The 15,302-nt window shown below is 48.9% G+C and carries 10 protein-coding genes and 1 pseudogene; 7 read left to right on the top strand and 4 right to left on the bottom strand.

All coding sequences use genetic code 11. The features are described from left to right. The first annotated feature begins 156 nt into the window (after positions 1 to 156). A complete protein-coding gene (gene smc, locus H6F52_RS14845; RefSeq protein ID WP_190535800.1) occupies positions 157 to 3,867 on the top strand; it encodes a chromosome segregation protein SMC in 3,711 nt (1,236 codons plus the stop codon). A gap of 52 nt (positions 3,868 to 3,919) precedes the next feature. Continuing rightward, complete coding sequence (locus tag H6F52_RS14840) at positions 3,920 to 4,909, top strand: PRC-barrel domain-containing protein (RefSeq protein WP_190535798.1); 990 nt, start codon at positions 3,920 to 3,922, stop codon at positions 4,907 to 4,909. A 248-nt stretch (positions 4,910 to 5,157) separates the two neighbouring features. Here the strand turns inward: H6F52_RS14840 and H6F52_RS14835 are convergent, their stop codons facing one another. Then, positions 5,158 to 5,985, bottom strand: coding sequence for a hypothetical protein (locus H6F52_RS14835; protein WP_199300566.1), 828 nt, complete (start codon positions 5,983 to 5,985; stop codon positions 5,158 to 5,160). 19 nt (positions 5,986 to 6,004) lie between these two features. Further along, on the bottom strand, positions 6,005 to 7,279 hold the full coding sequence (locus H6F52_RS14830) for a sulfite exporter TauE/SafE family protein (protein ID WP_190535796.1): 1,275 nt from the start codon (positions 7,277 to 7,279) through the stop codon (positions 6,005 to 6,007). A gap of 131 nt (positions 7,280 to 7,410) precedes the next feature. Here H6F52_RS14830 and H6F52_RS14825 point away from each other — a divergent pair, with 131 nt between their 5' ends. The 5 genes and pseudogenes from H6F52_RS14825 to H6F52_RS14805 form a co-directional block, all read left to right on the top strand. Continuing rightward, positions 7,411 to 8,478, top strand: a complete 1,068-nt coding sequence (locus H6F52_RS14825; protein ID WP_190535794.1) for a M28 family peptidase — start codon at positions 7,411 to 7,413, stop codon at positions 8,476 to 8,478. Between the two features lie 136 nt (positions 8,479 to 8,614). Further along, positions 8,615 to 9,298: a response regulator transcription factor gene (locus H6F52_RS14820; protein WP_190535791.1), complete on the top strand. Its 684-nt coding sequence runs from the start codon at positions 8,615 to 8,617 to the stop codon at positions 9,296 to 9,298. A 453-nt stretch (positions 9,299 to 9,751) separates the two neighbouring features. Further along, the gene (locus H6F52_RS25255; protein ID WP_199300565.1) at positions 9,752 to 10,093 is read left to right on the top strand and encodes a winged helix-turn-helix domain-containing protein; all 342 of its coding nucleotides are present in this window, start codon (positions 9,752 to 9,754) and stop codon (positions 10,091 to 10,093) included. A gap of 391 nt (positions 10,094 to 10,484) precedes the next feature. Further along, the gene (locus tag H6F52_RS14810; protein ID WP_190535788.1) at positions 10,485 to 10,802 is read left to right on the top strand and encodes a hypothetical protein; all 318 of its coding nucleotides are present in this window, start codon (positions 10,485 to 10,487) and stop codon (positions 10,800 to 10,802) included. 115 nt (positions 10,803 to 10,917) lie between these two features. Further along, positions 10,918 to 11,172: pseudogene (locus H6F52_RS14805) on the top strand (DUF1830 domain-containing protein); the annotation flags it as partial. 54 nt (positions 11,173 to 11,226) lie between these two features. Here the strand turns inward: H6F52_RS14805 and murD are convergent. Both murD and glyS read right to left on the bottom strand, forming a co-directional pair. Beyond that, complete coding sequence (murD, locus tag H6F52_RS14800) at positions 11,227 to 12,600, bottom strand: UDP-N-acetylmuramoyl-L-alanine--D-glutamate ligase (RefSeq protein ID WP_190535784.1); 1,374 nt, start codon at positions 12,598 to 12,600, stop codon at positions 11,227 to 11,229. 227 nt (positions 12,601 to 12,827) lie between these two features. Beyond that, the gene (gene glyS / locus H6F52_RS14795) at positions 12,828 to 14,978 is read right to left on the bottom strand and encodes a glycine--tRNA ligase subunit beta (RefSeq protein ID WP_190535781.1); all 2,151 of its coding nucleotides are present in this window, start codon (positions 14,976 to 14,978) and stop codon (positions 12,828 to 12,830) included. Between the last annotated feature and the right edge of the window lie 324 nt (positions 14,979 to 15,302).

The following is a 15,302-nucleotide window of genomic DNA, read 5'->3' as shown; positions in this document are numbered from 1 at the left end:
CACACAAATAAATTCGTCGCTATTCTATCCCTCTCCTCCTCTGCGTCCTCTGCGGTTCGATCATCTTTCATCGACGGATATCCCCGTGCTAACCTGTTGAGAATCATTACGCTGATACACTTGTACCTACCCGAACAGCCTAATTGACCAGCACCTATGGTCTATGTCAAGCGAGTGGAACTCAGTAACTTCAAATCCTTCGGTGGCACCACCTCAATTCCGTTGCTGCCGGGGTTTACCGTGGTTTCTGGCCCTAATGGTTCGGGGAAGTCGAATATTCTTGATGCGTTGCTGTTTTGCCTCGGACTCGCCAGTTCTAAGGGAATGCGGGCGGAACGCTTGCCGGATTTGGTGAATCACAACCAAACCCATCGCGGCACGGTAGAAACTAGCGTGACGGTGACGTTTGATTTGTCTGATGTACCGGATGCTTTCGCAGAAGAGGAGGAGACGCACAATGGGCAAGGAGAAAATCCTGACGATCCCACCCTTGAAAAAGTGGGCGACGATCCCCCCCTACCCCCCCTTAAAAAGAGGGAGAGAATTGATAACTCAGAATGGAGTGTGACGCGGAAACTGCGAGTCACTCAGCAAGGTACGTACACATCGAATTACTACATCAACGGCGCATCCTGCAACCTCACCGAACTCCACGAACAAATGAACCGCCTGCGGATTTATCCAGAAGGCTACAACGTGGTGCTGCAAGGGGATGTCACCGGGATTATTTCGATGAACCCGCGAGAACGGCGGGAAATAATTGACGAATTGGCTGGAGTGGCGACCTTTGACCGGAAAATTGTGCAGGCGAAGAACACGCTAGATTCCGTTAAAGAGCGGGAAGATAGCTGTCGCATCGTTGAGGCGGAACTGGTTGCCCAACGCGATCGCTTATCTCAAGATCGCATCAAAGCTGAAAAATACCAAAAACTTCGCGCCGAACTTCAGCAGAAAGAACAGTGGGAAGTCGTTCTAAAATGGCGCAGTCTTCAACAACAAGAGCAACGCCTCAAGGAGCAAATTGCCGCAGGCGATCGCACTTGTGTTGAGTTAACCACCCAACTAACTGCCCTCAATGGTCAAATCCAGCAAGCAACCGCAGAACTCGACCAACTGAATACCCAAGTGAAAGCGCTGGGGGAAGAAGAACTTCTGGCTTTGCAATCGGTTCTCGCGACTCAGGAAGCGGAACGGCGTGCGACACAACGCCAGCAGCGCGAGTTAGAAACAGCACTTGGGACGACGACAGCGAATATAGAACACGAGGAGCGAAGTCTTCAACAACACCAGCAAAAGCTGCAACAGTTCGCTCAAGAACAACAAGTTATCGAAACCAACGATATCGCGTCTCTACGTGCCGCACGGGATGAAGCGCAGCAAGTTTTAGAGCAAAGACGGGAAGAAGCCAGCGCGATCGCTGCCGCCTCGGAAGCTTGGGTACAACAACAAACTGCCCTGAATCGCCAAATCGACATTTTACTGCAAACGGTCGAACCGCAACGGACAGAGCAAGCGCAGTTGAGAGAGCGTTATACCAATTTGGGGCGGCAAATCGAGGAGCAAAGACAGCTGTTACAAACAATTGAGCCAGAATCTACCACAAAACAGTCCCGTTTGGCTGATTTTGAAATCCAACTCAATGATTATGCCCAAGAAATCCAATCTTTAGCCCAATCTCTCGCAGCCGCCGAACACGAACTGCAAATCCAGCAAGAGACTCAGAAGCGACTGCTACAAGAGCAACGGGACAAACAGCGCCAACTCGATAAACTCGAAGCGCAAGCCCAAGCCGAGCAAGAAGCGCAAGGCACCTTCGCCACAAAAGTGATTTTGCAATCAGGATTACCCGGTGTCTGCGGCTTAGTCGCCCAGCTAGGGCGCGTGGAACCCCGCTATCAGCTGGCACTGGAAACCGCCGCGGGTGGGCGTCTGGGAAATCTCGTAGTAGAAGATGACGGCGTGGCAGCAGCGGGAATCGAACTGCTGAAACAAAAACGGGCAGGGCGAATCACCTTCTTACCCCTGAATAAAATTCAGCCGCCGCGATTTTCTCAAACGGTGGCGCTGAGTTATGCGAATGGATTTATTGACTATGCGGTGAATTTGATTGATTGTGAGGCGCGGTATCGGGATATCTTCGCCTACGTCTTCGGCAGCACCGTTGTCTTTGAAACGCTCAGTGATGCACGTCGTCACTTGGGGCAGCACCGGATTGTCACCCTAGATGGAGAACTGTTAGAAAGCAGCGGGGCGATGACGGGTGGCAGTAGCAATCAACGTTCTGGGCTGCATTTTGGGACGGCTGACGCGGCAGAATCAGCGGAAGCAGCGGCGTTGAGAAATCGCTTGCAAGAAATTGAGCGAATTTTAGATCGCTGTGGTGAAATTATCAGTTCTTTGACCGCAAAAACCAAGCATCTGAGCCAAGAATTGACGGAGGCGAAGGCGAAGCGGCGGGAACAAGAACTGCAATGCCAACAGTTGCAAAAGGAAATTAAGAACTTAATTGCACAAACAGAACAAGCGCGATCGCTTCTTTCTAAAAATACCCAAGAATTCCATACAGCTGAGTCTCGCTTAGCCTCCCTTAATGCCGAATTACCCGCGCAGGAAGCGCAACTGCAACAATTGCGGCAAGCTTTAGCGGAATTAGAACAATCTCAAACTTCTAGCGAATGGCAACAAATTCAGGCGACGATTAAAACCGGCGAACAACAGCTACAAGAACGGGAAAAAGCGCTTCGGGCTGCTGAGCAAAGATTAAAAGATTTGGAAAATCAGCAACAGCGATCGCAAGAAAAAATCCAAGAATGTCAGCAGCGCTTGCAAGAATATCGCACGCAACAGATAGAACAACAAAATCAGCTAACAGCACTCAACACTAAAGCCGAAGAACTTAGCACTCAAATTGCCCAAACCCAAGCCGGATTAAAACAGCAAGAAGAGAAATTAGGGGAAATTAAACAACAACGCGATCGCGCCGAACAAGAATTGCGATCGCGTCATCTTTCCCAACAGCAGCTGGAATGGCAACTGCAAAAACTCCAAGAAACCCAACAACAGCATCGGGAAGCCTTAGCCACCGTGCAACCGCAGCTAGAAGCACAACAAGCAGAATTACCCGATCCGCTGCCAGAAGTGCCCATGCTTGTCAATCCGGGTTCTACTGAGACGGAAGCGATCGCCTTTGACTCCTTAATCGCTCAACTCGAACAATTGCAAAAAGAAATGCGCGCGATCGCCAAACGCCTGCAAGCAATGGAACCCGTCAATATGCTGGCGTTAGAAGAATACGAACGTACCACCACCCGATTAGAAGAACTCACTCAGAAATTAGCAACATTAGAAGCAGAACGCACCGAATTGTTATTGCGAATTGAAAATTTCACCACCCTCCGACGCCGCGCCTTCCAAGAAGCCTTCGATGCAGTCAATCAAAACTTTCAGTCAATATTTGCCGAACTTTCCGATGGCGATGGCTACTTACAACTCGACGATTCTGAAGATCCTTTCGTTGGAGGTTTAAACCTCGTTGCACACCCCAAAGGCAAACCCGTACAGCGGCTTGCTTCCATGTCCGGCGGCGAAAAATCCCTCACCGCCCTGAGTTTCATCTTTGCCCTGCAACGCTACCGTCCCTCGCCATTCTATGCTTTTGATGAAGTCGATATGTTTTTGGATGGGGCAAACGTAGAGCGATTAGCTAGAATGATTAAACAACAAGCGATGCAGGCGCAGTTTATTGTTGTGAGTCTCCGACGCCCTATGATTGAGTCATCTGAACGCACGATCGGCGTCACTCAGGCGCGAGGAGCTTACACCCAAGTTTTGGGACTAAAATTGCAGTCTCAAAAAGAGTCTGTATGATTTGAATTAGTATTAGTAACTAATAGGATTCGAGATCGGGATTCGGCCTCCAATGACATCTGAACAAATCCGTCAACGCTCCGACATTTTAAATACCCAAGTCATCACCCGCGACACTGGTAAGCGCGTGGGTGTTGTCAAGGAGCTATTGGTAGACATCGATCAGCGCAAGGTTGTGGCGCTCGGTTTGCGAGACAATCTGCTCTCGATTGCGGGAATGCCCCGGTATATGCTCCTTGATAGCATCCGTCAGATGGGCGATGTGATCTTGGTTGAAGATGACGACGTTATTGAAGATATCGACGTTGATGCCTACAGCACCCTGATCAACAGCGAAGTGATTACGGAAACGGGCGAACTTCTAGGGAGAGTCCGGAGTTTCAAGTTCGATCCTGACAGTGGCAAAGTTTACTCCTTGATCGTTGCATCTTTGGGGCTGCCGCAAATTCCCGACCAAGTGATTAGCACCTATGAGCTGCCGATTGAGGAAATTGTCAGCAGTGGCCCGAATCGATTAATTGTATTTGAAGGCTCCGAAGAGCGTCTCGTTCAGCTAACGGTGGGCGTTTTAGAGCGTCTGGGAATTGGCAAAGCGCCTTGGGAACGGGAAGACGAGGAAGCTTACTTCCAGCCGACGGTTGCATCGGACAAGCAACTGGGAACTGGCATCCCCATTCGCACCCCGACAGTCACGCCGATTCGCACTTCTACCCCGGTTGTTGAAAACCGCTGGGATGAGGACGAGTGGGACGAACCAGAACCAGAGCCAGTTCGGAAGCGCCAAGCCGAATCCATTTATTACGAAGAAGACGACGAAGAGGATAACTGGAGCGAGGCGACAACCGAAACGCGGGGCGTTCGCTATGAAGATCGACCCTATGCGGACTCTGAGCCATACGACGACGAAGAGGACTACGAAGAAGACGCATACGAAGAGAAAGATGTTTGGGAAGACGCTGAGGAGCCAGAGCCTTACAAAGCACCCCGCCTAAACATTCCTGAAAAAACCAAAGCGCCAGAGTACGAAGACGGCACCTATTAAGGTGAACCCCACTCCAGACCCTCCCCGTGAATGTTGAACCCCACCCCAGCCCCTCCCCGTAAACGGGGAGGGGTTCAATATTCTCCCCTCTCCGTTCACGGAGAGGGGTTGGGGGTGAGGTTCCAAGTGTATGCACTAAGAGAGTCAATCTTCAGTCCCACCCGCTGCTTCTAAAGCAAGTTAGAAGCAGCGGGTGGGATTTTCATTCAAGAAAATTGCACATCGTGTCGTAATGTCTCCCAGCATTTTTACTTTCTTCGCCGCCAGACAAGCCAAGCGATTCCCAGTCCGAGAATGACGAATAAAGCGATCGCGCTAGCGGATACGAAGTTGTTCGCGCTAGCGGAAGCCGAGCGATTGGCGGGAACTGGCTCCTGGCTAGATGGCTGGCTAGATTGACTGGCTTTTGGCACCGCAGTCCCGGCTGCTACGGTGACGGGAAATTTTAGCTCAAACGGCTGGAAATTCGCTCCCGATGCAGGTGTGCCACTGAGTTGCACCTGATAAGTCCCCGGCTTGGGGAAAACAATCTCGGCACCCGGAATGCCTTGATATCCCTCCGCTGAAATAGCTTTCAGTGGGGGTGACAAGATGGGCGAGGGATTTAGGGTGCGGGGTTCAGAGTAGACGGTTAACTGGCAATTACACTGCTGTAAGGGGATGACTTGACCGCCTTTGCGAGTAAGTGCAAACCAGGTAAGAGAAGGTTCTCCAGCTTTGGGATTGTCATTGGGTTCGATGTGCAGGGTACCGCCGACATCTTCTGCAATCTGTACCTTATGGGCAGTCGCGGGTGTAACCAGTAGTGTCAGGAAGAACACCGTTTCACCCATTGTCTGCAACAAATACCCGCGATTCCTCCAACTCCTCTGATTAAGATGCGGTTGGTAAATTTGACCTAAAAACTCCAGGTTGCCGTCAGAAAGATAACGAACTAAATCTCCAGTTTTGTAGAGGCGGAACCTCTCCCCCAACCCCTCCCCTCTCAGGGGAGGGGTGAATTGCTCCCCCTTCCCTTGCAGGGAAGGGGGTTGGGGGGTTAGGTTTTTAAAATCCGCCAAGCGTATCTGATCCACGGGGGATCTTCTGATACTTTTACCGAGACTGGGAAGGAGGGACATATAATTTTTCAAGTGAAAAAAGTGACCAAATCCAGCGAACTCGCACCAGCAATACAGCCAACGCCACCATTCCCAGTAAGACTACCCGCAGCTGATTCGCCCAAGTCCCCCCTAAAGTACCGAGGTAATGGGAACCGATTAGCACCGCATGAATTACACACAGGAGAAACGCGGGAATGCCCAGCAGATGAATCTGTCGCCAGCGTTTGCCTAAAGATTTCTGTATCCGGTCAAAACTGGTTAGTGCCGCTGGAGTCATCAACGCCAAAGCGATCGCTCCCGCACCCATCCCCCATTGATGCACTGGCAACATAAAAAACACTGCGTTGAAATTCCTGTTCAGCGTATGCTCTACCATGTGAAAAGTGTGGGCAAGGGACAGCACATAAGCTCCCACTCCCAAGGCACGGCGGTAATGTAACAATTGTGCCCAGAAGCGGCTAACCGGACGGGCAATCAGAGTCAGCATCAAACACAGTAACGCCGCGTGTCCCGTGTAATCTACCATTGTGTCGCCGGTTCGCATCAGGGTGAGGATACCAATCGTCAGCGTCACCCAACCGCCCAACCGAAACAACTGGCTGCGTTTGTCAGCACTTAATTTAGATGCCGACACTCCGACGCCCAGCATCATCGGCAGCGTTCCCAGCCCAAAAGCGAGCATGGTTGCTGCCCCCATCCAGAGACTGCCCGTTTCCGCTGCTTTGAGTTGAGCCGCATACAAGAATCCGCAGGGAATTAAGCCCCAAACCAGCCCCAATAAAGCCGGTGTTAAGGAGGGGCGATTTTGGTGATCGCTTGCAGATGCCCCTCCGGGGGGCTGGCTCGATTTCAGGGACAACTTGACCATTGCGGCATTCAGACGATTGTGCCATCTGCCTTCCTTGAGGGGATGTAAGATCGGCAGACGAGGCAGGAAATCCGGTTTAATCTGCGCCAAGCCAAACCAGATCAGCATCAGTCCGGTAAAAATCGCGATCGCGCGGCGCAAGTCACTGCCGATCCCAGCGAATTGCCCTCCGGCAATTAATAGAGAACCCAGTGCCCCAAGTCCAATACCCGTGAGGGTATAACTAACAATCCGCCCCAAATTTAATAGCCCGTGAAAATACAGTTGCTGCTGCCAACGGGGAGCGGTATTTTGCGGATGGGACAGGGAAAACGCTACGGTGAGAGGGCCACACATTCCCACGCAGTGACCAAAACTCCCCAAAAATCCCAGAGCCATGACTAGCAACAAATCCAACATTATGTTTGTTTCTTAGGAACCTCTCCAGCGGCTTGTTCGGTCGAAAGCTGGAATAGACCCAACTCCCTCAGTCGTTATTCTAGGTCTGGACGGGGGGCGGCGATAAACAAACGGTAATTTTAGGTAGAAACATGAGGAAATGGATAGTCTCGGTGTTAGCACTGGTCGCGATCGCAGTCGCCGTCAGCAGCCATGAATTCTTCCAGCAGCGATCGCAACCAGTCATTGAAAGCCGGGTAGAAAGCACTCCAGCACCTCCAGTCCAGCATTTCGACATAGCAGTGGCGTCTGAGAAACCCGTCAATGCCCCGAATGTAGACCCAAAGCGGCTGATGGCGCACGTCAACGCATTAAACTTTCAGCGCTACACCCAGACAGAACGCGATCGCACTCGCAAATACCTCACCCAATCCCTCAAAAAATCGGGCTGGTCGCCCAAACTACAACCTTTCGAGGGCGGCGTCAACGTTGTTGCGACTCGCAAAGGCACCGATAAGAAAGCCGGAACCGTTCTCATCGCAGCTCATTACGACACCGTTTCCGGTTCTCCTGGTGCAGATGACAATGGCAGTGGCGTTGCCGTAATTCTGGAAATGGCTCGTCTTTTCGGTTCTCTCCCCACTCCCCGGACGCTACAATTGGCATTCTTTGACCAAGAGGAATTGGGACTGCGGGGCAGTCTTGCCTTTGCCGCAAAGCAGACAAATTTAGATAACCTGCGCGGCGTCATCGTCATGGATATGGTGGGCTATGCTTGCTACACCCCAGGCTGCCAGAAACTTCCCCCTGGTTTGCCCATCACTCCACCCAGCGATAAAGGCGACTTTCTAGCGGTCGTCGGCGACACCGAACACTTGCCACTGCTAGACGCTTTTAAAAAGTCCGCTCAACCCGGTTTACCCCTGGTTCTCACCGTACCCGTGCCTTTAAAAGGTCTCATGACCCCCGATGTGTTGCGTAGCGATCATGCGCCGTTCTGGTATCGGGGAGTGGGTGCAGTGCTGTTGACCGATACAGCGAATCTGCGGACTCCTCACTATCATCAGCCCAGCGATACGCCGACCAATTTAGATCGACCCTTCTTCCAAGGAGCCGCCCAGCTCGTTGCGAACGCGATCGCTCGGCTTTTGGAGAGCGATCGCCTGGAATCGGAGCCATCCACCTCCTCACCATCTGCTGGCAGCAATTTCGGGCAATAACGGCTGGCATTGCCCAAAAATAGTTGACGTTTTTTATATCCTATGCTAAAGAGCAATGCTTTAATCAGCTTCTCGGTGATACTCTAGGGAAACACCCAACTTTTCCCTAGTTTTTCACTTTTTCAGTGAAGCTCCTATGAGAATTCTGCTAGTGGAAGATGAGCAATACCTTGCTAAAACCCTGAACCAAGCGCTCGTTGACCAAAATTATGTAGTTGATTTTTCCCCTGATGGTCAAGCCGGATGGGAGCAATCGCAAACCTTTCCCTACGACTTGATTATCTTGAATTTGTGCTTGCCGAACTTGAACGGTATCGACTTTTGCCGACAATTGCGGTGCATGGGCGATCGCACCCCTGTCCTCATCGTGGCGACTCAGGATAGCGCTGCTCAGAAGGTAATGGTATTAGATGCAGGCGCAGATGATTATGTTGTTTACCCCTATGACCAGCAAGAGTTACTCGCTCGCATCCGTGCTTTACTGCGTCGGGCTAGTTTGACCGTACCGCCCATCCTTAACTGGGAAGGCTTGTGCTGTAACACGATTACCTGTGAAGTCACCTATGGCGGTCATCTTCTGGAGTTGACGGCAAAAGAGTATCGCTTAATCGAGCTGTTCGTACGAAATGGTCGCCGGGTGTGGAGTCGGAGTGCGATTCTCGACCGCCTTTGGCCTGCTGAAGAAATCCCGCAAGAGGAGACAATCAAGACCCACATCAAGCATTTACGGCAGAAACTGCAAACGATTGGTGCCCCGACTGATTTGATTGAAACTGTTTATGGTTTGGGCTATCGCTTGAAAGAAGAGTCTTCGGTTTAAGTAGCGTTCAGTGAAACGAGGGCGATCGCTTCATCGGAGAGGGAAATCCTCCAGACCATCGATTGAGTCCTACCCCGACCCTAGATGTTCACTTTTTAGCTCTAACGTCAAAGATAGGTTGAAAAATCGAAGCTCGTTACAGCTATAAATCTTCTAGCTGTAACGCAATTTTTACTCTGCTCGTGTAGCTTTTGTTTACACCTAAAACAAATGAATTTCACACATACTAGCGATACAGATAACTCTCTTAATCAATCAAAAGACAGTGAAAGACAACAAAAAGCTAGGCTAAGGAGCCAAAAAAATCGGATTTTATCTCAAAAAAAGCATGAAGAACGACAAAAAGTGCTAACTGAGCAAAAAAAGCTCCTAAAAACTCAACGAAATAGCCTAATAAAACTAAGACAAGAGCGAGAAAAACTGATTAGGCTATTGGCTTCTGCCAAAACATTAATGTGCTCAGAGGGTTCGGCTTTGCAGCCGATGTTGAGCCGGGGAGACTTACACTTCAATCCAGCTACCTTTGAAGCTACCTATGCCGCCCAACCTCTGAATTTAACTGCGAAAGAGTGTTGCTTACTAGAACTATTCCTGAAACAGGGTCGCTGCATATTGAGGCGAGATGAGATTCTTCAACGCCTTTGGCAGCCTGAAGAAATGCCTCATGAAGAGACCATCAAGGCTCACATTAAGCATTTACGGCGGAAACTGCAAGCAGTGGGCGCACCCGCTGATTTAATTGAAACCGTTTATGGCGTAGGTTATCGTCTCCAAAACAGCCCGCCCCGACCTTAAGCATGGTTACGCTGACAAAATCTAACTTTCCTTCTTCCCGACTTCTTCACTTTTAGGCGTTAACTTTTAGATAAAGCGTTTGAATAGAAAAGAAAAATGCCTTCTTGTCCTTGCTGTTCCCAGCCCTTAGTCCGCCATGCTGCTTTGGGGAAAGTTTACTGGTTTTGTAGCTATTGTTACCAGGAAATGCCAAATTTAATCACTCTTGTCAAAGCTAAACCAGGGTTTCACATAGACCGTTAGATGGGAAGAAGCTTAAACAACCAACATTGAGCGAACGATCTCAAAAAATCATCTGCGATACTGCTTCTTCATTTATCTAATTGGTTAATATTAAGATGTTTTTCACAGCAGTTTATTCAGGGCAACAGATTCTGTTGAACAATACAAAATGAGTCAAAAAGAAGAAATTTCTTTACTTGATGAAGCGACTCTGAATTCTCTTACAGTCTATTGGCAGAAAAATTGTATAAAAGAAGAAGACATCGATAAATACGGGTTCTTGGTATCCATGAGAGATGCTTACAAACTTGCTTCAAGATTTACTGAAGGAACCCCCTATCGAGATAGATGGTTTTGGATGCTGCATGAATTTATGCAAGATGAGTATAACAAAATGACTGTTGCTCAGTTTAATCTTGATGGGATAAGCACCCAGTTAAGGCAGGCTTTTACCCGACAGCCTTTTCGCATTACCCCTATCCTGTAAAGAAAAGACATTACAAATTACCGATTCCCTGCTTTATAAATTAGCAACCGAATTGGTATGAGTTTTCGGCAAAGCCAGATTCATTCATCATCAGCCTTACAGAAGTAGGATAGTTATGACTCAGATACTTGATTCTCTTCCTCCAAATTCTTCTGATAGAATTCTCTGCTGTTATATCAATTCCACCAGCCAAATTCAGATCGCTCGGATTGCGAATATCCCAAATTGGTACTTTGAGCGGATTGTTTTTCCAAAAGAACGTTTTTTCTTTGAAGCGTTACCGGATGCTCAGCTAGAAATTCATACGGGTATGATATTCGATGCAAGTCTAGCGGATACAATCCCTTGCAATCAGCTATATATTCAAGAATTGGCAACTGAACTCGTTTAATTGCTACAGTTCTAATTGCTACAGTTCTAATTGCTACAATAACTCAAGGCAAAGTTGGCGGAAATGGTCGCCGCGTTGCTCAAAATTTTGGTATTGATCGAAACTGGCACAGGCTGGAGAAAGTAAAACAACTTTAGCGCCATGAGCTTGAGCTAATTCAGCCGCTCTAGAGACAGCCTTCTCCATTGTTTGTACAATTTCGTAACTGGAATAGCCAACGTCTTGTAGTCGCTGGGAAAAAACAGGGGCGGCGTCACCGATGAGTAATACGGCGGCGGCTTTGGTTTGAATCGTCTCTAGCCAACTGGTGTCATCACCCGCTTTGGCTTCACCACCAGCAATTAAAATCGCGGGACTGTTAACGGAAGCTAATCCGACTTGGGCGGCGTCGTAGTTGGTGGCTTTGCTGTCGTTGATAAAGTCAATCCCCGCCAGCGTGCAGATGTGTTCCAGGCGATGGGGAACGCCGGGGAAGTTTGCGATCGCTTCTTGGATCGCCTCTTTCTCAATTCCTGCCAGTCTCGCCGTCGCTACCGCCATCAGGAGATTTTGCAGATTGTGTTCTCCCACCATCCGCAACGCCGATGCTTGCACGATTTTTTCACCTTGTTTTTCAGCTTGTGGAGATTCCATTTGCGTCTCTACAACCCAACCGTCTTCGATGTAGAAACCTTTCTCCCCAATCAAATCGGCTTTATTCACACTTGTCCAGTAAGCATTGGGAAAGCGATCGCGTGCAGTTTTCCGCAGTTCGGGATCGTCTCCGTTCAATACTTGCTGCTGAGACTGACTTAGTAGATGTGCCTTAATGTTGTAGTAGTTTTCTAGAGTTTTATGACGGCTGAGGTGATCGGGTGTAAAGGTTGTCCAAACCCCGATTTTCGGAGCAACTGTAGCAGAGGACTCGATTTGATAGCTGCTGAGTTCTGCAATTACCCAATCTGGAGGCTTTTCCGCCAACGCTAGTTCCCCAGCAGCATAGCCGATATTGCCGCAGGCGGGAGCATGGAAACCAGCCGCTTGAAAAATCGCAGCCACTAAAGCTGTAGTGGTGGTTTTGCCGTTAGTACCAGTAATACCTACCCAAGGACAAGATTGGAGATATCGCCACGCGAGTTCTATTTCTCCAATTGTCTCGATCCCCAGCTTCCTCGCTTCTATTAATATCGGTGCATCCCAAGGAACGCCGGGACTGACGACAATCAGCTGGGGTAAATCGGAACCGTTGAGTTCCAAGGAATAGCCCAACTTCACGTCAATGCCCTCGTTGGCAAGCTGTTGTTGTTCTTGGCGGAGATTTTCGGACAAGTTGCGATCGCTAATCGTCACCGCCCAACCGTCCCGTTTTAACAACCGTGCAGCGGCAATTCCCGATTTTCCCAGACCGATAATATGAGCGATGGGCATAAACTCAATGGCAGTGCAAAGTCCCTAGTTTAGCAATCCTGTATCATATCGCGATAACGGTATTTAAAAACTCATATCCCACCAATCGCCTCCTTCCTGATTCTTCCTTCGCTCTTTATAGCGAAGAGAGCACATGGCTCCGCTAGTGCGCCTTCGCGGTTTTTTTCTTCCTAATTTCTGCTTGCTCAGCAAGAAAATTCCCAAAATCAAACCTTCCTAACCGCCGACTAACTCTTTACAATCGCCCCAAAATCAGCCAACACACGGGCATGATTCCGAAGCAAACCCAGGATATTCAACCGATTGCGCTTGATATTGGGATCGGCATCCATTACCAAAACACTTTCAGCACCATCAAAGAAAGTGCTAACAGTCGGGGCAATCTGCGCCAAACCATCCACTAATAGCTGGTAATTTCGCTGTTCTTGAGATGCTTGAGTTTGCGGAACTATCTGCACTAAAGCATCATAAAAAGCTTGCTCTGATGCTTTCTGGAATAGTTCTGGACTCACCACCGTCTCTGGTTGTAACTGAGCTTTATCTAAATCGCCTTGAGCTGCTAAACGAGTCGAACGGTTGACAGTTTCGTAGATTTCATTCAGCTTGCCATTATTGCGAATTGTCTGGAGGAATAAAGCGCGATCGCGTACATCCAATAAATCTTTTAACGCTCGTTCTGTATATTCCGGATCGTTGTCTCCCAGAACTGCGTTCACCAAGTCATAATCAGTATTTCGCTCATCTTGTAGGAGATTGCGGATGCGTTGCAAGAAAAATTCCTGCAATTGCCGCACTAATTCCTCCGATTTTGTCTTCGGATATTTAGCAACAAAATCAGCAACAATTTTTTGCAGCAATTGATGCAAATTAATTGGTAAATCTGCTGCCCAAGCGATATTAATCACTGCATTCGCCGCACGACGTAAAGCAAAGGGATCGGAAGAACCTGTAGGTAGCATTCCCAACCCGAAGATACTGACCAAAGTATCCAACCTATCCGCTAAAGCAACAACTTGCCCTGTTATCGTTTGGGGTAAAGAATCCCCTGCACCTCGCGGCAAATAATGCTCAATAATTGCGGTTCCCACAGCCTCCGGTTCGCCACTTGCTAAGGCATATTTCTGTCCCATAATGCCTTGCAATTCCGGGAATTCTCCCACCATTTGGGTCACGAGATCCGCTTTACATAACAAGGTAGCTCGTTCGATATTGTTCCTTTCATCCTCGCCTAATTGCAGTTGCTCGTTAATGTGACCGGCAATTTTAACCAACCGCTCCACTTTTTCCCGAACTGACCCTAAAGATTCCTGAAAGGTTACTTTTTCCAGTTGAGGTAAATAGTTCTCTAAAGATTGGGACAAGTCAGCTTTATAAAAATACTGACCATCCGCTAATCGTGCCCGAATTACTCGTGCATTTCCTTCGGCGATAATGTCCGACTTCGCCGGGTCGCCATTAGAGATTGTGATGAAATAGGGAAGTAATTCTTTAGATTTTTCAGTTTTAAAAACTGGGAAATAACGCTGGTGAGTTACCATCACTGTGGTAATCACTTCAGTTGGGAGGCTCAAGAACTCAGAATCAAATTTTCCGACAACTGCTGTGGGAAACTCTACTAAATGAGTGACCTCTTGCAGCAAATCCGGATAGATTTCGGTGTAGCCATCCATCTTTTGAGCCGCAGCCTGGACTTGCTGTTGAATTTTGGTTTGACGCGATTCTGGATTCACTTCCACCGAAGCAGAACGCAAACAATCGACATAATCATCTGCCTGAGAAATCGTCACAGATTCGGGATGCAAAACCCGATGAGCGCGTGTAATGCGATCGCTTTTAATCGTCTCCGAACCATTGACTAACTCTATCGGCAGTACGGCATCATTTAATAAAGCCACCAACCACTCAATCGGTCGCGGAAACTTGATGTCCCCATCCCCCCAGCGCATCAACCGCTTGCCTTCTAATCCAAAAATCCACTGGGAAACCAACTGGGTGAGAATTTCAGCAGTTGGGCGTCCGGCGATGGTTTGCCGGACAAAGACAAAATCACCTTTGTCGGTGGGGCGAATTTCTAAAGCGTTGAGTTCTACACCGAGCTTTCGCGCAAACCCTTCTGCTGCTTTCGTGGGTAGCCCATCTTTAAACGCCGCCTGTGCGGGTGGCCCTTTGACTTCTTCTTCTCGATCCGGTTGCTGAGTGGGCAATCCTTTAATCAGCACCGCGAGGCGTCTGGGTGTGGCATAAACTTCAATCGCCTCGTGCGCCAAGCTATTTTCGGTAAGACTGGCAGGAATGCGCGATCGCCATTGCGCGATCGCATCGTTCACAAAGCTTGCAGGTAATTCTTCTGTACCAACTTCCAATAAAAATGTACTCATAGAACACTGTCTTTTAATGATTCAGGGGCTGGACGGACTGTTACCAGTTAGTTTAAACAGTTTACCGCGCTGCGAATCCAGACAGGCTCCATGTCAAACCTCCATATCAAACGATGTCGAGTAGGGGCACGACAATCGAAAAGCCCCTACTGGATATCAAGGATTGAAAGCGATCGCCTCCTCCGTACCCAGATTTAAGTCAATCTCTCCGATCGGGAACGTGGATCAAATCAACTTACACTCATTCACGCATTCACGTTCTGTAGGGGCGTGGCATTGCAATGCCCCTGCCATGCCCCTACGCAAAACAATCGGAGCGCGATC

The sequence above is a fragment of the Coleofasciculus sp. FACHB-542 genome (assembly GCF_014695825.1).
In the GTDB taxonomy this organism is placed as follows: Bacteria; Cyanobacteriota; Cyanobacteriia; order Cyanobacteriales; family FACHB-T130; genus FACHB-T130.
Note: the sequence above shows the minus strand (reverse complement) of the source record. Positions and strands in the feature narration are given on the sequence as shown.